Genomic DNA, 21,877 nt, shown 5'->3' with positions numbered 1-21,877 from the left:
AGTCCGTATGAAACATTTCCCCCGCCCCACCGCATCAATGAGGTGAAGGCAGCGGGCGCGGGTCCGGACGAGCACAGGGGGCACGGCACATGAGACAGGCGCGGGCGGACGAGTACGCCCAGTTCGCGGCGGCGCGGGCCGGCCACCTCTACCGGTCCGCGTGTCTGCTCACCGCCGGGGACACGCACCTGGCCGAGGACCTCGTGCAGGAGACCTTCGGACGGCTGTACGTCCGCTGGGGACGCGTCTCCCGGGTCGGGAACCCCGCCGGGTACGCGCAGACCGTGCTCACCCGGACCTTCCTCGCCCACCAGCGGCGGCGCAGCAGCCGTGAACGGGCGACGGACGTGTTCCCGGACCTGCCCGGCGGCGGGGGCGGGGACGCCTCACTGCGGCTCACGCTGCTGGACGCGCTGGCGCGGCTGCCCGTCAAGGACCGGGCCGTCGTCGTCCTGCGGTACTGGGAGGACCGGTCCGTCGAGGAGACCGCCGACGTCATGAACGTCAGCTCGGCGGCCGTTCGGACCCGGTGCTCCCGGGCGCTGGGCCGGTTGCGTGAACTGCTCGGTGAGGAGCTCACGGAGTACGCCGGATCCTGACGTCCCCGAAGCCCGTTGTTCCCCGTTCCCACTCCCCCACTTCGGCATTCCCACTCCCCCACCTCGGCTCTCACTTCTCCCACCATGCGGAAAGGGTGGTTCGCCATGCCCGAGAACCAGCATCAGGAACCCTTCGAGGAACGGCTCTCCGCCGCGCTGCACGAGGCCGGCGGGCGCTTCGACGCCGACCGCTCGGCCCTCGTCGCCGGTGGGCGGGCCCGCGGGCGGCGGGCGCTGACGCGGCGCAGGGCCGGGGTGCTCGGCGGGGTCGCGGGGGTCGCGCTGGTCGGGGTGGGCGGGGCGCTGCTCCTGCCGCAGGGGAACTCCGACGGATCGGATGTCTCCGCCGCGGCCACCGGGTCCGCCTCCCGGCCGTCCGCATCGGCCACCGCGCCCGCTCCGGCTCCCGTGTCCGGCGACACCATCCTCGGCCGGCTCAAGGAGCTGCTCCCGGAGGGCGAGTTCAGTCAGGAGGACGCCCGCGGGTCGGCCGACGAACCGGGGCCGTACGCGTATCTCGTCCACGACGACGGGCGGGGAGCCGCCGCGATCAGCATGGGGTTCGACCGGGTGGAACCGGACGGCGACCGGGCCCGGCAGCTGACGCGGTGTCCCGACGAGACGTTCACCCCGTACGACGACTGCTCCTCCACCCGGCTGTCCGACGGTTCGCTGCTGCGGCTGCTCAAGGGGTACGAGTATCCCGACAAGCGCGCCGACACCAAGTACTGGTCCGCCGACCTGGTCACGGCCGAGGGGCAGCACATCAGCGTCGGCGAGTGGAACGCGCCCGCGCAGAAGGGCGCGCCGGTGTCCCGTGCGGAGCCTCCGCTGTCGGCCGGGCAGCTGGAGGAGGTCGTCACGGCCGAGGTGTGGCGCCGGGTGGTGGACGCGATCCCCGAGACGCCGGAGTCCACCGGGGGCGCCCCGACCGCCGGCGCGCCGCCGGCCGCCTCCGGGAAGGACGCCGGCAGGACGCTGGCCGGGCTGCTCCCGGAGGGACTGGACGTGGTCAGGGAGGGTGACTCGCAGGACGAGTTCGCCTACGTCGTCGTCGACGACGGCCAGGGCGAGAGCCTCGTCCAGGTCAACGTCCAGTACGGCATGAACGACGTCGCCGAACAGCTCTACGCCGGCGGCGAGACCCTGCCCGACGGCACCCGTGTCGCCGTCCGGCAGGGGAGCGGGGACGACCGGGTCGCCGGAGTCCTGATGTGGACCGTCGACACCCTGCGGCCCGGCGAGGACGGCTTCCGCGTGGTGATCAGCGCCTTCAACAACGGTGCCGCGCATGCCGAGCCGTCCCGCGGCACTCCCGCGCTGACCGTCGGCCGGCTGCGGGAGATGGCGCTCAGCCCGGAGTGGGACAGGCTGCGGTAGGGCCGGTGGTCCGGGCGGGTCAGAAGAACTCCGCCCAGGGCTGGTCCCAGACCTCCTTCACGCACAGCACCAGGAACAGCAGGCCCGCGACCGCGAGCATGCCGTTGCTGAGCCAGCCGTTGCGCCACTCACGGGGTGTGCGGGAGGAGTTGAGGAGCCAGATCAGGGTCAGGGCGAGGAAGGGCATGAACGCCGCGCCCAGGACGCCGTAGATGATCACCAGGCGGAAGGGTTCGCCCTGGAAGAGCAGGACGACGGGCGGGAAGGTCAGCCACAGCAGGTAGGCGCGGAAGGGCCAGGAGCGTTCGTGCTCGCCGGAGGCGATCTCCCTGGCCTTGCCCGCCGTCCCGTCGGTCCCGCCCGCCCTCCTCTCGCGCTGCCGGGTCACGAAGTCCGCGAACATCAGGCTCACGCCGTGCCACACGCCGATGAGCGAGGTGAAGGACGTGGCGAAGAAGCCGATCAGGAAGAACTTGGCCGTCGCCGTGCCGTACTCGTCCTCCAGGATGTCGCCGAGCTGCACCAGGCCCTTGCCACCGCCGGAGAGCGCGATGTTCGCGGCGTGCAGCAGCTCGGCGCCGACGAAGAGCATGGCGACGACGAAGACGCCGGTCGTGAGGTAGGCGACCCGGTTGTCCAGCCGCATCACCTTCATCCAGCCGGTGTCGGCCCAGCCCTTGGCGTTGACCCAGTAGCCGTAGGCGGCCAGCGTGATGGTTCCACCGACGCCGCCGATCAGGCCGAGGGTGTTGAGGACGGAGTCCTCGCTGTCGGGGATGACGGGGAGGAGGCCGGCGAAGGCGTCGCCCAGGTTGGGGGCGACCCGGACCGCCAGGTAGACCGTCACCACGAACATGACGCCCACCAGGACCGTCATGACCTTCTCGAAGACGGCGTACTTGTTGAACCAGACGAAGACCAGGCCGGCCACGCCGCAGGCCACGCCCCACCATTCGAGGTCCATGACGCCGGGGAACAGGGCCTGCAGGGGCAGGGCGCTGGACGACATGGCCGCGGCGCCGTAGGAGAAGCCCCAGATCACGACGTAGACCGCGAAGAACCACGTCGTCCAGCGGCCCAGGCTCGCCCAGCCGTCGAAGAGGGTGCGGCCGGTGGAGAGGTGCCAGCGGCCCGCCGCCTCGGCCAGGGAGATCTTGACCAGGCAGCCGAGGACGGCCGCCCACAGCAGGGTGTAGCCGAAGTTGCTGCCCGCGATGAGGGTGGCGACGAGGTCGCCGGCGCCGACACCGGTCGCGGCGACGACGATGCCGGGACCGATGTAGCGCCAACTGGACTTACGGGGAGCCGAACCGGCCCCGGACCCGAGTGGTGCGCCGACGTCTCTGGTGCTGCCCGTGGTGTCCGCCATGGGGGTCAAGAAAACCCATGGCGGCCGGTGGGACAAGAGGGCGTGCGCGGACCTTCACCCGATGCGCCTAGTCGGCGTCGGTTCCGTCGGCGTCGGCGTCGTCCTCGCTGTCCTTCGCGGCGGCCTTCGCGGCGGCCTTCGCGCCGGTCCTCACGTCGGTCTTCACGCTGTCCTTCCCGTCGTCCGGCTGGTCGTCCCTCCCGGACCGCGCCTCGCCGTCCTCGAAGTACGCGTCCAGGACCGCGTCCAGTCCGGCGTCCCATTCCGCGAAGCGGCCGCGGGACGGGGCCTCGACCTCCAGGGGGTACCAGCGGCTGTCGGGGGTGTGGACGGTGACCGTCCAGCGCTTGGCGAAGCGGGCGGTCTCCGTCTCCACCGCGCCGATCTCGTCCCAGCGGAACTCGCACTCCTGGTCGTCCAGACGCAGTCGTACGCCCCGGTGGTCGGCGACGATCCGGGCGCGGCGGTCGGAGGCCTCGAAGACGGGACCGTCGGGGACGGACTCCTCCTCGGGGACGGACTCCTCCCCGGCCTCGGCTGTCGGCTCCGGGACGGCGTCCTCCTCCGGGGCCGTGTCCTCCGGCTCCGCCTTCGCGTCCTCCTCCCGGCCGGACGCGGGCGAGGTGAGCCCGGGGATGAATGCCGGGTCGAAACCGGCGCCTTCCAGGGGCTGGCTGCTCGAACCTATGCGCTGCTCCACACCGCAGGAGTATGGTCGATAAACCTGTGCCGGACACAGCCAGCCCCAACTTCGTTATCGGACGCCTACACAGGCGTCACGGCTCACACGACCAGGCTGAGCGCCGCGGCGACCACGAAACCGGCCACGGACAGCACGCTCTCCAGCACGGTCCACGTCTTGAGCGTGTCGCGCTCGCTGATGCCGAAGTACTTGGCGACCATCCAGAAGCCGCCGTCGTTGACGTGCGAGGCGAAGATCGAGCCCGCCGAGACGGCCATGATGACGAGCGCCACGAACGCCTGCGAGTGGTCTCCCTCCGCCAGCAGCGGGGCCACGATGCCCGCCGTCGTCACGATCGCCACCGTCGCCGAGCCCTGCGCGACCCGCAGCACCACGGAGATCAGGTAGGACAGGACGATCACCGGGAGGCCGACGCCGTTGAAGGTGTCGGACAGCGCCTGTGCGACACCGCTGGCCTTGAGCACGGCGCCGAAGACGCCGCCCGCGCCGACCACCAGCAGGATGTTGCCGACCGGCTTGAGGGAGGACGTGGAGACGGTCTCCAGGGACTTGCGGGACCAGCCGCGCCGGATGCCCAGCAGGTAGTAGGCGAGGAACAGGGCGAGGGTGAGCGCCACGAACGGATGGCCGAAGAACTCGATCACCGAGCGCGGCGTGGAGGGGTCCAGGGCGATCGAGGAGAAGGTCGCCGCGAGGATCAGCAGCAGCGGCGTACCGATGATGCCGAGGACCGTGCCGAGCGGCACCGGGCTCTCCGGCGGCTCCACGCCCGAGGCGCGCTGCTCGGCGACGACGGCGTCCTTGGCCTCCTGCGCGGCCTCGACCATGTCCTGCGGCACGGCGACGAAGATCCGCTTGCCGATCCAGGCGGCGTAGACCCAGGCGGCGACGACGGCCGGCAGGCCGCAGACGACGCCCATCAGGATGACCCAGCCCAGGTCCACGTCGAGCAGTCCGGCTGCGGCCACCGGGCCCGGGTGCGGGGGCAGGAAGGCGTGGGTGACCGAGAGGCCCGCGAGGAGGGGGAGGCAGTAGAGCAGGATCGACTTGCCGGAACGTTTGGCGGCGGCGTACACGATCGGCGCGAGGACGAAGATGCCGACGTCGAAGAAGACCGGGATGCCGAAGATCAGACCGGTGAGGCCCATGGCCAGCGGGGCGCGCTTCTCGCCGAACAGGCCGAGCAGCCGGCCCGCCAGCACCTGGGCGCCGCCGCTGACCTCGAGGATCGCGCCGAGCATGGTGCCCAGGCCGATGATGATCGCGACATGGCCGAGGATGCCGCCCATGCCGGACTCGATGGTGGAGACCACGTCCGAGCGCTGGACCGTGCCGAAGAGTTCGGTGACCGAAAGACCCGCCATCAGGCCGACGGCTATGGAGACGGCGAGCAGCGCGACGAAGGGCTGCAGCCGGACCTTGATGATCAGGAAGAGGAGCAGGGCGATACCGATGCCGGCGACGGTCAGCAGGCCCGCGGTGCCGTCGAGGAGGAGGAGCAGGCCTCCGGTGTGCGGTGGTGTCTGAGCCGGTGCGGAGGCGGCGAGCGGGAGGGACGGGTGGGGCATGCGGGGGTCCTCTGGCTAAGTGCATGGGGCTTTCGGGCAGGGGGGATCGCGGCACGGCGTCCCAGGGGTGCGGGACGCCGTGCCGTGACGACGTACGGCGTGCGGGTGCGGGTGGGGGGAAGGCGCGGGTCAGCCGAGGACGGCGAGCGCGTCGATCTCGATGAGGAGGCCGGCGGGGAGACCGACGTACACGGTCGTGCGGGCGGCGGGCGGCTGGGTGAGACCCTGCTCCTCGAAGTAGGCGTTGTAGATCTCGTTCATCTCCGCGAAGTGGTCCACGTCGGTGAGGTAGACGCGGATCATCATCACGTCGTCCCAGCTCGCGCCGCCCTCTTCGAGGATCGCCTTGACGTTGGCGAGGGTCTGGAGGGTCTGCTCGCGCAGGGTCGGACCGGCGGGGGTGGGGGCCTTGCCCTCCTCGTGCGGGAGGAAGCCGACCTGGCCGGCGACCTGGAGGATGTTGCCCTTGCGGACGCCGTGGGAGAACTTGGCGGGCGGGGTGGTGTGGGTGGCGGGGGTGAGGGCGGTCTTCTCGGTCATGCGGGGGTGTCCTTCACTGGGGTTCTGCCGGAGTACTCGCCGCTGATCGCGTCCGCCGTACGGCGCACCAGCGGGAGCAGGGTGAGGAGTTCGTCGGCGGTGACGACGACGTTCGGCGCGGACACCGACATCGCGGCGACCACCCGGCCGTCGGCGCCGCGGATCGGCGCGGCGACGCAGTTGATGGACTCCTCGTGGCCGCCGAGGTCGGTGGCCCAGCCCTGTTCGCGCACCTTGGCCAGTTCCTGGAGGAACGCGGTGGCGTGGGGTGTCGAACGGGACGTGTACATGGGGTAGTCGAGCTTCTCCGCGAGGGCCCGGCGCTCGTGCTCGGGCAGGTCGGCGAGGAGCAGCTTGGCGACGGCCGCGACGGTGACGGCGACCGGTTTGCCGATCCGTGAGTACATGCGGACCGGGTAGCGGCTCTCCACCTTGTCGATGTAGAGGACCTCGTTCTCCTCGTACACGGCGAGGTGGACGGTGTGTCCGCACTGCTCGTTGAGGCGTACCAGGTGGGCGTGGGCGATCTCGCGGACGTCGAGGTTCTCCATCGCCTCCTGGGCGAGGGCGAAGAGGCGGGCGCCGAGGCGGTAGCGCTGGTCGGACTGGCGGTAGACCAGGCCGTGCTCGTGGAGGGTGCGCAGGAGGCGGAGGGCGGTGGACTTGTGCACGTCCAGGCGGCCGGCGACCTGGCCGAGGTCGGCGGGGCCCTCCGCGAGCAGCGGGAGGATGCTCAGGGCGCGGTCCACGGTCTGGCTCATGGGATGCGTGCCTCCTTCTCGGGCTTCTCGGGCCCCTCGTGTCCATCGGCTCGGGTCCAGCCGGGGCCGAGTCGCAGTCTCCCCCACGCGGTGTCGTCGAGGGCGGCGAGGCGGTCGGCGTGGGCGCGGGCGGGGGGCGCGGCGAGGTCGCCGGGGGCGGTGAGGGCGGCCGCCGCCATGAGGTGGCCGTGCCGCAGCCGGTCCCGTACGGGCAGGCCCCGGAGGGTCGCCGAGAGGAAGCCGGCGGCGAAGGCGTCGCCGGCGCCGACGGCGGCGACGACGTCGACGTTCGGGGCGGGGACGAAGGCCGCGGTGCCGTCCGCGTCCCCGCACGGGAGGCCGTCGGTGTCCTTGCCGAAGGCGACCGCTCCGCCCTTGCCCTGCTTGACGACCAGGATCTCCGGTTCGGGCAGCGCCTCCCGGACGGCACGGGCGCCGTGCAGCCCCCACGCCTCGCGCGCCTCGTCGTCGCCGACGAAGACGATGTCCGCCCCGCGGGCCAGCTCCAGCAGGACGTCCGGGCCGCGGCCCTCGCTCCACAGTCCCGGGCGGTGGTTGACGTCGAAGGAGACCAGGGGGCGGGCGGGGTGCGGGGCGGTCAGCTCCCGCAGCAGGTCCAGGCAGCCGGGGGAGAGCGCCGCCGTGATGCCGGACAGGTGCAGGACGCGTCCGGCGCGTACGGCGTCCAGGTCCACGCCGGCCGGCGACATCGCGGACGCCGCCGAGCCCGCCCGGTAGTACGCGACCTCGTGGGCCTCCGTGGCGCGGTCGCCGGCCGTGCGGAAGTAGACGCCGGTGGGGCGGGCCGGGTCGCGGCGGACGTGCGACACGTCAACGCCGTATCCGCCGATCGCCTCGACGAGGTGGTCGCCGAAGCCGTCGGCGCCGACGGCGCTGATCCACCGGGTGGCGTGCCCGGCGGCCGCGAGCGCGCACGCCACGTTGGACTCCGCACCGCCGATCCCCCGCTCGAAGGAGGGGACGTCGGCGAGGCGGCCGGGCCGGGAGGGCAGGAACGTCACCATGGACTCGCCGAGCGCGACGACGTCCACGATGTCGGGGGCGGTGCCGGCTGCGGTGGCGGTCACGATGGCGGGCTCCTCGTCTGCTGCGGGGCGGGCGGTGTCCGTTGACCCCGCGTGGCCGAGATGTTAGACAGCGGTGAGCGATATACGCAACGAGTGTTGCAAGCAGCGCAATGCTGCTGATCAGGGAGGTTTGATGGTCCTCGACGCTTTCGCCCACCTCGCCGGGGAGCGGGTCGACCACCGCTTCAAGGGCCTCCCGCCGGACGCCGAGGGGCTGACCGTCGGCGAGCTGGCCGCCCAGCGCCGGAACCTCTTCACCGACGGCTTCACCACGCCCGTCCTCGCGCTCTCCGCGGAGCGTCTGGAGCACAACCTGAAGCTGATGGAGACGTACGCCGCCCGGCACGGGCTCGCCTTCGCGCCGCACGGCAAGACCTCCATGGCCCCGCAGCTCTTCCGGCGGCAGATCGAGCACGGGGCGTGGGGCATCACGCTGGCCGTTCCGCACCAGGTGCGGGTGGCGCGGGCGTACGGCGTCCAGCGGGTGTTCCTCGCCAACGAGCTGGTGGATCCGGCGGCCCTGCGGTGGATCGCCGCCGAGCTGGACGCCGACCCCGGGTTCCGGTTCGTCTGTTGCGTCGACTCCGTGCGGGGGGTCGAGCTGATGGACACGGCCCTCTCCGGCGTTTCGCGCCCGCTGGACGTCGTCGTCGAGCTGGCCGCGGGCGAGGGCGCCCGCACCGGTGTGCGGACGGAGGCCGGGTGCGCCGCCGTGGCCGACGCCGTGGCCGGCGCCCGGTCGCTGCGGCTGGCCGGGGTCGCCGGGTACGAGGGCGAGGTGCCCCGGGCGGACCCGGAGCGGGTGCGCGCCTGGCTGCGGCGGCTGGTGTCGCTCGCCGTGGACTTCGACACGGCGGGGCGCTTCGCGGGGCTGGACGAGATCGTGGTGAGCGCGGGCGGCAGCGCCTGGTTCGACGCGGTCGCGGACGTGTTCGCCGGGATTCCGGACCTCTCCTCGCCCGTGCTGAAGCTGTTGCGCTCGGGGGCGTACGTCTCGCACGACGACGGCCACTACCGCGAGCTGACGCCCTTCAACCGGGTCCCGGAGGAGGGCGCGCTGGAACCGGCGTTCCGGCTGTGGACGCAGGTGGTGTCCCGCCCGTCCGCCGAGCAGGCGTTCACCAACGCGGGCAAGCGGGACGCGGCCTACGACCTCGACCTGCCGTTCGCCCAGGTGGTCCGCCGGGACGGCGCCGAGCGCCCGGCGGACGGGATCTCGGTGACCGGCCTGTCCGACCAGCACGCCTGGCTGCGCACCACCGGGGAGGCCGATCTGGAGGTGGGAGACTGGGTGGGACTCGGCCTGTCCCACCCCTGCACGTCGTTCGACAAGTGGGCGCTCATCCCCGTGGCGGAGGCGGACGGCACGGTGGTCGACTACATCCGTACGTTCTTCTAGGAGGCCGGACCATGGAAGAGCTCGTCATCCGGGACGCGGACGTCGTCGACGGCTCCGGCGACCATGCGTACCGCGCGGACGTCGTGGTGGACGGCGGTCGCATCGTCTCCATCGTCAAGGAGGCGGCGGACGCGGGCTGCCAGCGTCCGAAGGCCCGGCGCGAGCTGGACGCCGAAGGGCTGGTGCTGGCCCCCGGCTTCATCGACATGCACGCCCACAGCGATCTGGCGCTGCTGCGCGACCCCGACCACGGCGCCAAGGCCGCGCAGGGCGTCACCCTCGAAGTCCTCGGCCAGGACGGGCTGTCGTACGCGCCGGTCGACGACCGGACCCTCGGCGAGGTGCGCCGGGCGATCGCCGGCTGGAACGGCTCCGGGGACGACGTCGACTTCGACTGGCGGTCGGTGGGCGAGTACCTGGACCGGCTCGACCGGGGCATCGCGGTCAACGCCGCGTACCTGATCCCGCAGGGCACGGTCCGCGCGCTCGCCGTCGGCTGGGAGGACCGGCAGGCCACGCCCGAAGAGCTGGACCGGATGCGGCGGCTGGTCGCGGAGGGCATGGAACAGGGCGCGGTCGGCATGTCGTCGGGGCTGACGTACACGCCCGGCATGTACGCCGCGGACGCCGAACTCACCGAGCTGTGCCGGGTGGTGGCGTCGTACGGCGGCTACTACTGCCCGCACCACCGCTCCTACGGCGCCGGCGCGCTGGAGGCGTACGAGGAGATGGTGACGCTGACGCGGGAGGCGGGCTGCCCGCTGCACCTCGCGCACGCCACCATGAACTTCGGCGTGAACAAGGGCCGGGCGCCCGAGCTGCTGTCGCTCCTGGACGACGCCCTGGACGCGGGCGCGGACATCAGCCTCGACACCTATCCCTACACCCCCGGCTGCACCACCCTCGTGGCGCTGCTGCCGAGCTGGGCGGGCGAGGGCGGTCCGCAGGAGATCCTGCGGCGGCTCGCGGACGAGGGGACCGCCGAGCGGATCCGGCACCACCTGGAGGTCACCGGCTCGGACGGCTGCCACGGAGTGCCCGTGGAGTGGGAGACCATCGAGATCTCGGGGGTCGGCGATCCCGCGCTGGGCGAGTACGTGGGCCGTACGGTCCTGGAGTCGGCGCGGGCGCGCGGCGAGTCGCCCTGGACGGTCGCTCGGGAGCTGCTGCTGAAGGACAGGCTCGCCCCGACGATCCTCCAGCACGTGGGCCACGAGGAGAACGTCCGGGCGATCATGCGGCACCGGGTGCACACCGGCGGATCGGACGGCATCCTGCAGGGCGCGAAGCCGCACCCGCGCGCGTACGGGACGTTCCCGCACTACCTCGGGCACTACGTGCGGGAGTTGGGGGTGCTGTCGCTGGAGGAGTGCGTCGCGCACCTGACCGCGCGCCCCGCGGCGCGGCTGCGGCTGCCGGACCGGGGGCTGGTCCGTGAGGGGTACAAGGCGGACCTGGTGCTGTTCGACCCGGCGACGGTGGCCGCGGGGTCGACCTTCGCCGAACCGCGGACGCTTCCGACGGGCATCCCGTACGTGCTGGTCGACGGGCGGTTCGTGATCGAGGACGGGCGGCGCACGGACGTGCTCGCGGGACGGGCGGTCCGCAGGACTCCCCGCTGACCGCCCGCCCTCACGTCCTCACGGCTTGGGGACGGCGCAGCCGCTCGCGCTCAGGTCGAGCTTGTTGTCCACGCCGAAGCAGGCCGGGAAGAGGTGGGTCTGCTGGGCGTAGTTGATGCCCCGGCGGACCGTGACCCGCCCGTTCTCGTCGACCTCGCACGGGTTGTTGACCGTGCAGCGCTCGCCGTCCTCGTTGCCGGTGTTGTTGACGGCGACCACCTGGCCGGTGGCGTTGTCGACGACCGGGGAGCCGGAGGTGCCGCCGATGGTGTCGCAGGCGGAGGTGTAGCGCACCGAGTCCTTCCAGGTCCAGTCCCCCTCCTTCATGCGGTGGACGAACCCGTCGACGGAACAGGTGTAGATCCGCTTCCAGTAGCCGGACACCACGCTGATGGACGTGCCGGCCGCCGGGCGGGTGGCGCTCAGGGTCAGCGCGTCGATGCCGTACGCGCTCTTGATCCGCGCGTACGTCGTGCCGAGCCGGTAGATCGCGGCGTCCGTGTCGGTCATGGTCGCGTACACGAGCCGGTCGGCGCGCAGGGTGGCGACCCTGGAGCCGGAGGAGTTCAGCAGCCCGAAGGTGCGGCTGGACGCGCGGTCGACGAGGACCTGGCCGGGTGCGGGGAAGCCGCTCTCCAGGCAGTGGCCGTTGGTGAGGACGAGCGCCGGGTCGTCGGCCGCCGACCCGGGCATCCGGACGACGGAGCCGGAGCAGTTGCTGAGCGAGACGGCGCCGGCGAAGTTCACCGCGTCCTCCCTCGGCGCGGTGAGTCCGGACAGGGCGTCCGCCGCGGTCCCGACCACGCCGTCGACGACATCCGTCAGCGTGGTCGGGGCCGCGTCCGCGGTCGTGTCCGCGCCCGTGGGGGAAGGCGCGGAAGCGACCGCGGGGGTCGCGCCCGCCCCTGCGAAGGCCAGGGCGCAGAGCGCGACGACGAGAGGTTTTCTCATGGGGGTCCCCTCTTGCGGCGTCGGGCGGCCGGAGGAACCCGGCCGCCCACGAAGTTGTCATGCGCATTGTCAGCATGCGGGTGACGAGGGGACAAGGCCCTGTTTCCGACCGGCGACCGGGCGCCGCGAGGCCCCCAGGTTCGCCCGGGTCCGCGGAGAAAGAGGGGGTCGGGGAGGGGAGGGTCGGTGTGGAGGTGATGAAGGCGTACGGCCGTACGGACATAACCACCCGAAACGACGCGTCTCACGTGGCGGAAAACACGGTCCGAAGGGCCATACCGGGCCGTAAGCTCCCAGCATGCAGGTGATCCAGTCGACCAAGCTCGCCAACGTCTGTTACGAGATCCGGGGCCCGGTGCTCGAGGAGGCGATGCGGCTGGAAGCGGCCGGTCACCGCATCCTCAAGCTGAACACCGGCAATCCGGCGGCGTTCGGCTTCGAGTGCCCGCCCGAAATCCTGGAGGACATCCTCCGCAACGTGTCGACGGCGCACGGCTACGGCGACGCGAAGGGCCTGCTGGCCGCGCGCCGGGCGGTCGTCATGCACAACCAGACCCTCGGCATCGAGACCGACGTCGAGCACGTCTTCATCGGCAACGGCGTGTCCGAGCTGATCGTGATGGCGATGCAGGGACTGCTGGACGACGGCGACGAGGTGCTCGTGCCCGCGCCCGACTACCCGCTGTGGACGGCTGCCGTCTCCCTCTCCGGCGGCACGGCGGTGCACTACCGCTGCGACGAGCAGTCGGACTGGATGCCGGACCTCGCCGACGTGGAGCGCAAGGTCACCGACCGCACCAAGGCGATCGTCGTCATCAACCCGAACAACCCGACCGGCGCCGTCTACGACGAGGCGGTCCTCAAGGGCCTCACCGACATCGCCCGCCGCCACAACCTGCTGGTCTGCTCGGACGAGATCTACGACAAGATCCTCTACGACGACGCACGGCACATCCCGACCGCCTCCGTCGCCCCCGACCTGCTCACCCTCACCTTCAACGGCATGTCGAAGGCGTACCGGGTGGCCGGCTACCGGGTGGGCTGGATGTCGATCTCGGGCCCGCGCGCCCACGCCGACTCCTACATCGAGGGTCTGACGATCCTGGCGAACATGCGCCTGTGCGCGAACATGCCGGGCCAGCACGGGGTGGTCGCGGCGCTCAGCGGACGCCAGACGATCAACGAGCTCGTCCTGCCCGGCGGGCGGCTGCGCGAGCAGCGGGACACGGCGTACGAGCTGCTGACCCGGATCCCCGGCGTGAGCTGCGTGAAGCCGAAGGGGGCGCTGTACCTCTTCCCCCGCCTCGATCCCGACGTCTTCAAGATCGAGGACGACCGGCGGATGGTCCTGGACCTGCTGCGCCGCGAGAAGATCATGGTCGTCCAGGGCACCGGCTTCAACTGGCCGGAGCCGGACCACTTCCGGGTGGTGACCCTGCCCTCGGTCGCCGACCTGCGGGACGCGGTCGGACGGATCGCCCGCTTCCTGGACGGCTACGCGCAACCCTGAGGCCTCCTCGCGGGCGGCCTCCTTACGAACGACTCAACTTTAGACTGAATCTAAGCTAGGATGGTTTCCTGTTGCACCACAGGAGGCCATCCATGTACGAACCGATCCGTGCCAAGTCGGTCCACAGCACGATGGCCGGCACCCCCCGCGACTTCCCCCACCGTTCCCGCGAGGAGGAGCTGGACATCCAGCTCTCGGGCCATCTCGCCGCCCTGCTCGCCGTCACCGACGAGCTGCGCGCGGTGGCGCCCTCGGCCGATCTGGACACCGCGGCCGAGCGGCTCGCCGGGGAGGTCGCCCGCCTGCGGGGAGGACGTACGCCGGCCCGCGCGTCGGCGACCACGCGGGGCCACGAGCCGAACGCGGCGGCCCTGCACCGGCGGGCGCACGCGCTCGCCGGCCGCGCCCTGGTCGTCGCCGCCTCCCGCGCCGACACGGCGGTGGCGATCCTCGCCGCCGAGCGGATGGACGCGCACACCGCGGCCCTGGAGCCGCGCACCCTCGCGTCCTCTCGCTGAGCCCCCGCGAGGGCTCCCCCGAACGGCCCCGGTCCGCGTGCACCCGCAGCGACGCGCGGACCGGGCGCCACACCTCCCCCACCGCCGGCCGCTCCCCGGCCCGGCTCCGGTCGGCGTTGCTCGAAGGGGCACCTTCCGGTGCCTGTAAGGGCGCTCCGGCAGGCTGCCCTTGTGAGGCTTCGGAGTCGACCCGTATCGTCCGACCCTGACATGTGTCCGGATCCGGTCGCGAGCGTGGACTGCCGCGGTGAGCAAGGAGTTTGTTGTGCGAGTGGGCGGCCGGGAGAACGCGGACGAGCGGTCCGACGCGAAGGCGGCGGCGAACTCCGGGCGGCGCCGGCCGTCCGCCGCGCCGCACGTCAACAGTCTGCTCTCGCTGCAGGCGAGCATCGGCAACCAGGCTGTCGTGCAGCTGCTCCGGCAGGCGGGACATCCGTGGGAGCGGGAGGAGCACCAGCACGGTGCGGGCTGCGGCCACGAGAGCGCGCGACAGCCCGCGGTGCAGCGCTCGGCCGTGTCCGAAGTGCTGCGCGGGGCCGGCCGTCCGCTGGACCCGGCCCTTCGCGCCGATCTGGAGCCCAGGATGGGCGCGGACTTCTCCGGCGTCCGGGTCCACGACGACGCCGCCGCCCAGGCGTCGGCCGCCGAGGTCGGGGCCAGCGCCTACACCGCCGGCAACCACATCGTCATCGGCAAGGGCGGGGCCGACCGGCGCACCATGGCCCACGAGCTGACCCATGTGATCCAGCAGAGCCGGGGGCCGGTCGCGGGCACGGACAACGGCTCGGGGCTGCGGATCTCGGACCCCTCCGACCGCTTCGAGCGTGAAGCCGAGGCGAACGCGGAGCGCATCGTGTCGGGCCCGACTCCGGTCCAGCGCCGGACGGACGACGCCGCTCACGAGGCCGCGCCCCTCCGGACCGCCTCGGGGACCTCCGAGGTCATGGTGCAGCGCACGGTGGAGGAGGACCTGACCGACGATCCGCGGGCCTTCCTGGCGTCCAACATGCTCTCCATGGACGTGGTGGCGGGCATGAAGGCGCGCTGGAACCAACCGGCGCTGAACGGCGCCTACGACAAACTCGGGGCGATCCTGGGCAGCCTGACCCGTCACTGGTTCGTCCTGACCGCCGACCCGCGGCGACAGAGCTCCGGCCCGGCGTACCTGCTGACCCCCGCTCTGGAGATGTACGTGGCCGACCAGGAGTACCGGGCGGCGCACCCGTTCCTGCAGGAGCTCGCCGGGCGCACGGACCTGCCGCCCGTCCAGCCCGAGAGCAGCTACCTCCGCTCCTCGTACGTCCCCTACCTCACGGGGGGCGCGAGCGATCCCGAGACGCAGGTGGGTCACCAGGAGATCCCGCGGGAGCCGGGCAACGCTCCGGGCGCGGGCCTCGTCTTCACGGCCACGATGAACGGGTGCGCTTTCGCCGTCACCGGGAGCTCCCAGGGACCGGACATGTTCCGGGCCTGGCACTACCAGTCGCCCGGCAGCCAGATGGCGCACGCGCTGGAATTCCAGCGCGCTCACGGCACCATGGACTGGTTCGGCGACGAAGAGTACATGGGCCCCGGGGCCGAAAGGACCCTGCCCGAGGTCACGAACATGCTGAGCTTCGGGCCGAACGGCTGGGAGATCCTCGGCCAGGAGGTCCTGGTGTCCGCGTCCGACATGAACGACGCGCGCATCGGCAGGACCTCCGGCCGTCCGCTCAACCTGGAACCGGCCGACGCCGACAGGAGGTTCAACCAGGCCGGCGCGGTCTACAACGGCCTGGCCCACAAGCACCTGCGTGACGTCAGCAGGGCGAGCGATGCGGTCAAGAAGCGCAAGGCGCCGGAGGACGTGCGGAGCGCGGTCACCGACGCCCAGGGGCAGGTGGCCGCCGGTGCGGGGGGAATCCTCATCGCCGGGGACGCCGCCCAGCTGCACAAGCTCACCGGTAAGGCCTTCCGTCTCGCCGGCGTCACGCAGGTGTCGCTGCGGGCCCTGCTCGGCAAGCACGGGAACAGCGAGGAGGAGGAGTGGTTCGACAAGCTGGAGTACTTCGTCGAGACGTTCGGGAACTACCGCCGGTGGCTGTCGGATCTGCGGACCGCCGCAGAGCGCCTGCGGCAGCCCGCCGGCTAGTCCGGTCGCAGACCGCCGTGCGCCCCGGCCCGGGGCCGTGTTCGTGCGGGCGGCCGTCACGGAGCGGCTCGCCGCACCCGGCGGGCACGTGACGGGCCGGATCGGCCACCGCAACCGGAGCGTGCCCTCCGGGCGGCCGCGTCCCGCGCCGGGGCCGGACCTCCCGGAAGGACGGGTTCGCCGCCGTGGAGCGTGTGCAGGCCGCCCTCACGGCCGACGGCACAAACAGCGTCTCCGTTCATGCCGGAGACGGCGCCCGGCGGAAGGACCGTGCTCCACGTCGTCGACGTGGGCCCCGCCGTGGAACACGGCGCCACCAGCCCTTTCCCGGACACCCTGCTCCTGGTCGCGGCGCGACGGCGGTGTGGCGTGACGGGGGAGCCGGCAGGACCGTGCGGTGCGAGCCGGCCGGGCGCCGGGAGTCCCCGTGCGGAGCCCGGAGGACCGGCCCCCGTGGGCCCGGCATGGGCGAGGGCCCGTCGTCGTCCCTGCCGCCGGGGCGGGCGGGAGGGATGGCGTGCGGGCCCATGGGCCCGCACGCCGTTGTGCGGGCCTCGCCGGTGTGTTCCGCGGCCGGTCGTGGCGTGACGATCGCTGGTCAGGGCATCCTCATACCGACCGGCCGCGGGGTCTGTGCGGGCGTCAGCCCAGGCGCTCCACCAGCGCGCGGTACTGGTCCCACAGCTCCTTGGGCGTGTGGTCGCCGAAGGTGTCCAGGTGGCCGGGGACCAGGGCGGCCTCCTCGCGCCAGACCTCCTTGTCGACGGTGAGCAGGAACTCCAGGTCGGCGTCGGAGAGGTCGAGTCCGTCGGTGTCGAGGGCGTCCTTGGCCGGGAGGATGCCGATGGGGGTCTCGACGCCCTCCGCCTTGCCGTCCAGACGCTCCACGATCCACTTCAGGACACGGGAGTTCTCGCCGAAACCGGGCCAGACGAACGCGCCGTCGTCGTTCTTGCGGAACCAGTTGACGTAGTAGATCTTCGGCAGCTTGGACTGGTCCTTGTCCTTGGCCACGTCGATCCAGTGGGCCATGTAGTCGCCCATGTTGTAGCCGCAGAACGGCAGCATGGCGAACGGGTCGCGGCGCAGCTCGCCGACCTTGCCCTCGGCGGCGGCGGTCTTCTCGGAGGCCACGTTGGCGCCGAGGAAGACGCCGTGGTTCCAGTCGAAGGACTCCGTCACCAGCGGTACGGCGCTGGCGCGGCGGCCGCCGAAGAGGATCGCGGAGATCGGCACGCCCTTGGGGTCCTCCCACTCCGGCGCGATGATCGGGCACTGCGCGGCGGGGGTGGTGAAGCGGGCGTTGGGGTGGGCGGCGGGCGTACCGGACCCGGGGGTCCAGTCGTTGCCCTTCCAGTCGGTGAGGTGGGCCGGGGTCTCCTCGGTCATGCCCTCCCACCAGACGTCGCCGTCGTCGGTGAGGGCGACGTTGGTGAAGACGGAGTTGCCCCAGAGGGTCTTCATGGCGTTGGCGTTGGTGTGCTCGCCGGTGCCGGGGGCGACGCCGAAGAAGCCGGCCTCGGGGTTGATGGCGTACAGGCGGCCGTCCTCGCCGAAGCGCATCCAGGCGATGTCGTCGCCGATCGTCTCGACCGTCCAGCCGGAGATCGTGGGCTCGAGCATGGCGAGGTTGGTCTTGCCGCAGGCCGACGGGAAGGCGGCGGCGACGTACTTGGACTCCCCCTGCGGCGGGGTGAGCTTGAGGATGAGCATGTGCTCGGCGAGCCAGCCCTCGTCGCGGGCCATGACGGAGGCGATGCGCAGGGCGTAGCACTTCTTGCCGAGCAGGGCGTTGCCGCCGTAGCCGGAGCCGTAGGACCAGATCTCGCGGTCCTCGGGGAAGTGGGAGATGTACTTGGTGCTGTTGCAGGGCCAGGGGACGTCCTCCTGGCCGGGCTCCAGCGGGGCGCCGACCGAGTGCACGGCCTTGACGAAGAAGCCGTCGGAGCCGAGCTCGTCGAGGACGGCCTGCCCCATGCGGGTCATCGTGCGCATGGAGACGGCGACGTAGGCCGAGTCGGTGATCTCGACACCGATGGCGGACAGCGGCGAGCCGAGGGGGCCCATGCAGAAGGGCACGACGTACATGGTGCGGCCCCTCATCGAGCCGCGGAAGACGCCCTGCTCGCCCCGGAAGACCTCCCGCATCTCGGCGGGGGCCTTCCAGTGGTTGGTCGGGCCGGCGTCCTCCTCCTTCTCGGAGCAGATGAAGGTCCGGTCCTCGACGCGGGCGACGTCGGTGGGGTCGGAGGCCGCGTAGTAGGAGTTGGGGCGCTTGATCGGGTCGAGCTTCCGGAAGGTGCCCTTGGCGACGAGCTCCCCGCACAGGCGCTCGTACTCGGCCTCCGAGCCGTCGCACCAGACCACCCGGTCCGGCTGTGTCAGGTCTGCGATCTCGTCGACCCAGGAGATCAGTCCCTGGTGGGTGGTGGGGACGCCGGGTTCCGCGATGTCGCGCGCCACGATTGCTCCTAAATGAGGGTTTTTTGTTGGAAGGCCCCGTGGGGGCTGCGACCCGGATGCTTCACGGTGGTGCGCTGCGCGCTCATCCGGTGTCGACCGCACTCATTTGATCATCCGACGAGAGCGCCCATCTGTCCAGAGGGCCGCACAGGTGAGCAACGTGACGATGACCACGGTTTTCCGTGGGCTTTTACGCGCACGTTGGGTACACCTGACGATTTCTTTGCGTGACAGCCTGGCGGAGCGGCGTGAGATGATGACCACCCGGCGGGCCCAATCGGCCGCCGTGAGGCATAACTTACGGTTCCGTAGGTACCATGCGAGACATGACTGCGTTCGCCCCCGACGCGCCCACGGACCCGCCGGCCGACGGCCGCGGTCCGGTGGCGACTTCCCTCCCGCATCCGGTCAAGCCCAAGCTCCGCGGCTGGCTGCACCTGGGCATGTTCCCCGCCGCCCTGGTCGCCGGACTGGCGCTGACCGCATTCGCCGACTCGCCCCGGGCCCGCCTGGCCTGCGGGGTCTACGCCCTGACCGCCTGCCTGCTGTTCGGCGTGAGCGCGCTCTACCACCGGGGCGACTGGAGTCCCCGCATGGACGGGGTGCTGCGCCGCCTCGACCACGCCAACATCTTCCTGATCATCGCGGGCACCTACACCCCGCTGACCATCCTGCTGCTGCCGGACTCCAAGGGGCGGTGGCTGCTGTGGGGCATCTGGGCCGCCGCGGCGGCCGGGATCGTCTTCCGGGTGTTCTGGGTCGGCGCCCCCCGCTGGCTCTACACGCCCTGCTACATCGCGATGGGCTGGGCTGCCGTCTTCTTCCTGCCGGACTTCATGCGCACGGGCGGCATCGCCGTACTCGTCCTGGTGGTCGTCGGCGGGCTGCTCTACAGCGCGGGCGGGGTGATCTACGGCCTCAAGAAGCCCAACCCGTCACCGCGCTGGTTCGGCTTCCACGAGGTCTTCCACTCCCTCACCCTGGCCGCCTTCATCGCCCACTACGTGGGGATCTCCCTGGCGGCGTACCGGCACGGATAACGGTCGCCCGGGCTCCCCGCCCCGGCCCCCCGGACGGCCACGACTCGACGAGTCGTGGCCGTTCCCGCGTGCCCGCAACACCGACGCGGCCCCTCGATTGACGACAACCATGAAATGATAGTTACTTTCATTTAACGGTTGGAGTCAATCGACCGAACGACGTGCGCCCGATCCCCGCCGCCGGTGGGCCCTCGGCGCGCTGGTCGCGAGCATGCTCGTGCTCGGCTTCGACCTGACGGTCCTCGACGTCGCGCTGCCGACGACGGCCGCGGAACTCGGCGCCGCCACCGGCGAACAGCAGTGGGCGGCGGACGCGTACATCGTCGTCTTCGCGGCGCCGATGCTTCCCGCCGGACTGCTCGGCGACCGGTTCGGCCGGCGTCTGACGCTGGTGACCGGGCTGCTGGTCCTCCTCGCCGGATCGCCGGCCGGCGCCCTGGCCGGGGACGTGAACACGGTCGGTCATGGGCGTCGGCGGCGCCCTGGTGACGCCGCTGGCCCTCTCCGTGCTGCCCTCGCTCCTCGGGCCGGACGAGCGCACCGAGGCCGTCGGCGCCATCTCGGCCGCCTCCGCCCTCGGCATGCCGCTCGGCCCGGTCATCGGCGGCCGGCTGCTGGACCACTTCCGGCGGGATCGGTCCTCCTGATCAACGTTCCGATGGCCGGCATCGGCGTCGCCTGTCTCCTCGTCGCCGCGCTGGTCGCCGCGCTGGTCGCCGCCCTGGCGGCGGGGGCACTGCTGCCGGGCGGGCGGCCAACGGCGGAAGCGGCCACCGCACCGGCCGTGGCCCCACCCCCGACGGATGTCCGACAATGATCCGCATGACGGCCGCACGCTCCCCCCTCTCCCCCGCCGACCGCCCGCAGCCGAGCCTGCGGGAACGGAAGAAGATCAAGACCCGCGAGGCGATCCGCGCCGCGGCCTACGGGCTGATCCGGGAGCAGGGATACGACGCCACGACGATCGAGCAGATCGCCGACCGCGCCGAGGTGTCGCCGTCGACCGTCTTCCGCTACTTCCCGGCCAAGGAGGACATCGTCCTCACGGACGAGTACGACGCGGTCGTCATGGAGGAGTTCTCGGCCCGGCCCGCCGACGAGCCGTGGGCGGTCTCCCTGCGGCACGTCATGCGCAGGGCCATCGCGCTCGGGGCCGGCGAGGAGCGCGAGGTGACTTTGCTGCGGACGCAGCTGATGGCCGAGGTCCCCGCGGTGCGCTCGCGGATGCTGGAGAGCATGTCGGTCATCGGCCGCATGCTCGCCCGGGCCATCGCCGGACGCACCGGCCTCGACCCCGACGGCCTGGAGATCCGGGTCCTGTCGATGTCGCTGGTCGGCGGACTGATGGAGACCTCCCAGTACTGGGCCGAGCACGGCCACCGCGACGACCTGGCCGACCTGGTCGACCGCGCCCTGGACGTTCTCGAGAGAGGCCTGTCAGCCGTCGGAAAAGCCTGAGGCCCTGCCCCCGCGCCGTGGCATCCTGACCGGGTGAACGGTCCCGAGATCCACGTCGAGTTCGCCCCCGAACTCCTCCTCTTCGTCCCCCAGGCGCGACCCACCGGCGCCACGAAGACCGCCACCGACGGCGTCTCCAGCCTCGGCCACGTCGTCGAGTCCCTCGGAGTCCCGCTGACCGAGGTCGGCACGCTGCTCGTGGACGGCCGCGAGGTGCCCGCCGGACACGTACCCGCCGCCGGCGAGTCGGTGACCGTGCGCGCGGTCGCCCACCCCCAGCGGGTGCCGGGCGCCCCCCTGCGCTTCCTGCTCGACGTGCACCTCGGCACGCTGGCACGCCGGCTGCGGCTGCTGGGCGTGGACACGGCGTACGAGTCGACGGACATCGGCGATCCGGCGCTGGCCGCGCGGTCGGCGGCGGAGCAGCGGGTGATGCTCAGCCGCGACCGGGGGCTGCTGCGGCGGCGGGAGCTGTGGGCGGGGGCGTTCGTGTACAGCACGCAGCCGGAGGAACAGCTCCGGTACGTGCTCGACCGGTTCCAGCCCGAGCTTCGGCCGTGGAGCCGGTGCACCGCCTGCAACGGACTGCTGCGCCGGGCCACCAAGGACGAGGTCGCCGACCAGTTGAAGGGCGGGACGCACCGCACCTACGACGTGTTCGCGCAGTGCGGCGAGTGCGGACGCGCGTACTGGAAGGGCGCGCATCACGAGCAGCTGGTCGCGATCGTGGAACGGGCGCTGGCGCTGCGCCCCCAGCGCCCCTGACGACGGTGCGCG

Annotated in this window: 19 protein-coding genes and 1 pseudogene; 12 read left to right on the top strand and 8 right to left on the bottom strand. The window is 72.0% G+C overall.

The window, feature by feature from the left end:
- Positions 1 to 89: 89 nt before the first annotated feature.
- Positions 90 to 599, top strand: coding sequence for a SigE family RNA polymerase sigma factor (locus ACZ8ZB_RS21660; protein ID WP_470739312.1), 510 nt, complete (start codon positions 90 to 92; stop codon positions 597 to 599).
- Positions 600 to 704: 105 nt separating this feature from the next.
- Complete coding sequence (locus tag ACZ8ZB_RS21655; RefSeq protein ID WP_470739311.1) at positions 705 to 1,979, top strand: hypothetical protein; 1,275 nt, start codon at positions 705 to 707, stop codon at positions 1,977 to 1,979.
- A 19-nt stretch (positions 1,980 to 1,998) separates the two neighbouring features.
- On the opposite strand, the gene ACZ8ZB_RS21650 is transcribed toward ACZ8ZB_RS21655, so the two are convergent.
- The 6 genes from ACZ8ZB_RS21650 to ACZ8ZB_RS21625 form a co-directional block, all read right to left on the bottom strand.
- On the bottom strand, positions 1,999 to 3,348 hold the full coding sequence (locus ACZ8ZB_RS21650; RefSeq protein WP_470739310.1) for an Nramp family divalent metal transporter: 1,350 nt from the start codon (positions 3,346 to 3,348) through the stop codon (positions 1,999 to 2,001).
- Between the two features lie 67 nt (positions 3,349 to 3,415).
- A complete protein-coding gene (locus tag ACZ8ZB_RS21645; RefSeq protein WP_470739309.1) occupies positions 3,416 to 4,048 on the bottom strand; it encodes a hypothetical protein in 633 nt (210 codons plus the stop codon).
- Positions 4,049 to 4,131: 83 nt separating this feature from the next.
- Positions 4,132 to 5,619 (bottom strand): GntP family permease, encoded by a 1,488-nt coding sequence (locus ACZ8ZB_RS21640; RefSeq protein WP_470739308.1) that lies wholly within the window; start codon positions 5,617 to 5,619, stop codon positions 4,132 to 4,134.
- 129 nt (positions 5,620 to 5,748) lie between these two features.
- Positions 5,749 to 6,159: a RidA family protein gene (locus ACZ8ZB_RS21635; protein ID WP_470739307.1), complete on the bottom strand. Its 411-nt coding sequence runs from the start codon at positions 6,157 to 6,159 to the stop codon at positions 5,749 to 5,751.
- Positions 6,156 to 6,920, bottom strand: a complete 765-nt coding sequence (locus tag ACZ8ZB_RS21630) for an IclR family transcriptional regulator (protein WP_470739306.1) — start codon at positions 6,918 to 6,920, stop codon at positions 6,156 to 6,158. Before ACZ8ZB_RS21630 ends, ACZ8ZB_RS21635 begins: the two co-directional genes overlap by 4 nt.
- Positions 6,917 to 8,008 carry a sugar kinase gene (locus ACZ8ZB_RS21625; protein WP_470739305.1) on the bottom strand — a complete coding sequence of 364 codons (1,092 nt, stop codon included), beginning with the start codon at positions 8,006 to 8,008 and terminating at the stop codon, positions 6,917 to 6,919. Before ACZ8ZB_RS21625 ends, ACZ8ZB_RS21630 begins: the two co-directional genes overlap by 4 nt.
- A gap of 133 nt (positions 8,009 to 8,141) precedes the next feature.
- On the opposite strand from ACZ8ZB_RS21625, the gene ACZ8ZB_RS21620 reads away from it, so the two are divergent.
- Positions 8,142 to 9,407: an amino acid deaminase gene (locus tag ACZ8ZB_RS21620; protein WP_470739304.1), complete on the top strand. Its 1,266-nt coding sequence runs from the start codon at positions 8,142 to 8,144 to the stop codon at positions 9,405 to 9,407.
- A gap of 11 nt (positions 9,408 to 9,418) precedes the next feature.
- Complete coding sequence (locus ACZ8ZB_RS21615; RefSeq protein WP_470739303.1) at positions 9,419 to 11,029, top strand: N-acyl-D-amino-acid deacylase family protein; 1,611 nt, start codon at positions 9,419 to 9,421, stop codon at positions 11,027 to 11,029.
- Between the two features lie 18 nt (positions 11,030 to 11,047).
- Here ACZ8ZB_RS21615 and ACZ8ZB_RS21610 read toward each other — a convergent pair whose 3' ends face one another.
- The gene (locus ACZ8ZB_RS21610) at positions 11,048 to 11,980 is read right to left on the bottom strand and encodes a S1 family peptidase (protein WP_470739302.1); all 933 of its coding nucleotides are present in this window, start codon (positions 11,978 to 11,980) and stop codon (positions 11,048 to 11,050) included.
- A gap of 298 nt (positions 11,981 to 12,278) precedes the next feature.
- On the opposite strand from ACZ8ZB_RS21610, the gene ACZ8ZB_RS21605 reads away from it, so the two are divergent.
- The 3 genes from ACZ8ZB_RS21605 to ACZ8ZB_RS21595 all read left to right on the top strand — a co-directional run bounded on the left by ACZ8ZB_RS21605 (position 12,279) and on the right by ACZ8ZB_RS21595 (position 16,139).
- Positions 12,279 to 13,490, top strand: a complete 1,212-nt coding sequence (locus ACZ8ZB_RS21605) for a pyridoxal phosphate-dependent aminotransferase (protein WP_470739301.1) — start codon at positions 12,279 to 12,281, stop codon at positions 13,488 to 13,490.
- Positions 13,491 to 13,582: 92 nt separating this feature from the next.
- Positions 13,583 to 14,008 carry an SCO4983 family protein gene (locus ACZ8ZB_RS21600; RefSeq protein ID WP_470739300.1) on the top strand — a complete coding sequence of 142 codons (426 nt, stop codon included), beginning with the start codon at positions 13,583 to 13,585 and terminating at the stop codon, positions 14,006 to 14,008.
- A 265-nt stretch (positions 14,009 to 14,273) separates the two neighbouring features.
- On the top strand, positions 14,274 to 16,139 hold the full coding sequence (locus ACZ8ZB_RS21595; RefSeq protein WP_470739299.1) for an eCIS core domain-containing protein: 1,866 nt from the start codon (positions 14,274 to 14,276) through the stop codon (positions 16,137 to 16,139).
- A 642-nt stretch (positions 16,140 to 16,781) separates the two neighbouring features.
- On the opposite strand, the gene ACZ8ZB_RS21590 is transcribed toward ACZ8ZB_RS21595, so the two are convergent.
- A complete protein-coding gene (locus tag ACZ8ZB_RS21590; RefSeq protein WP_470739298.1) occupies positions 16,782 to 18,602 on the bottom strand; it encodes a phosphoenolpyruvate carboxykinase (GTP) in 1,821 nt (606 codons plus the stop codon).
- 326 nt (positions 18,603 to 18,928) lie between these two features.
- Here ACZ8ZB_RS21590 and trhA point away from each other — a divergent pair, with 326 nt between their 5' ends.
- The 5 genes and pseudogenes from trhA to ACZ8ZB_RS21565 all read left to right on the top strand — a co-directional run bounded on the left by trhA (position 18,929) and on the right by ACZ8ZB_RS21565 (position 21,865).
- Entirely contained in the window at positions 18,929 to 19,642 is a 714-nt protein-coding gene (gene trhA, locus ACZ8ZB_RS21585) for a PAQR family membrane homeostasis protein TrhA (protein WP_470739297.1), read from the top strand.
- Positions 19,643 to 19,853: 211 nt separating this feature from the next.
- Positions 19,854 to 20,321: pseudogene (locus ACZ8ZB_RS21580) on the top strand (MFS transporter); the annotation flags it as partial.
- Positions 20,301 to 20,459, top strand: coding sequence for a hypothetical protein (locus ACZ8ZB_RS21575; RefSeq protein WP_470741663.1), 159 nt, complete (start codon positions 20,301 to 20,303; stop codon positions 20,457 to 20,459). The pseudogene ACZ8ZB_RS21580 and the gene ACZ8ZB_RS21575, both read left to right, overlap by 21 nt.
- A 5-nt stretch (positions 20,460 to 20,464) precedes the next feature.
- Positions 20,465 to 21,100 carry a TetR/AcrR family transcriptional regulator gene (locus tag ACZ8ZB_RS21570; RefSeq protein ID WP_470739296.1) on the top strand — a complete coding sequence of 212 codons (636 nt, stop codon included), beginning with the start codon at positions 20,465 to 20,467 and terminating at the stop codon, positions 21,098 to 21,100.
- A 33-nt stretch (positions 21,101 to 21,133) separates the two neighbouring features.
- Positions 21,134 to 21,865 carry a Mut7-C RNAse domain-containing protein gene (locus ACZ8ZB_RS21565; RefSeq protein WP_470739295.1) on the top strand — a complete coding sequence of 244 codons (732 nt, stop codon included), beginning with the start codon at positions 21,134 to 21,136 and terminating at the stop codon, positions 21,863 to 21,865.
- Positions 21,866 to 21,877 lie beyond the last annotated feature (12 nt).

It is taken from the genome of Streptomyces sp. 12E (assembly GCF_055633275.1).
Note: the sequence above shows the minus strand (reverse complement) of the source record. Positions and strands in the feature narration are given on the sequence as shown.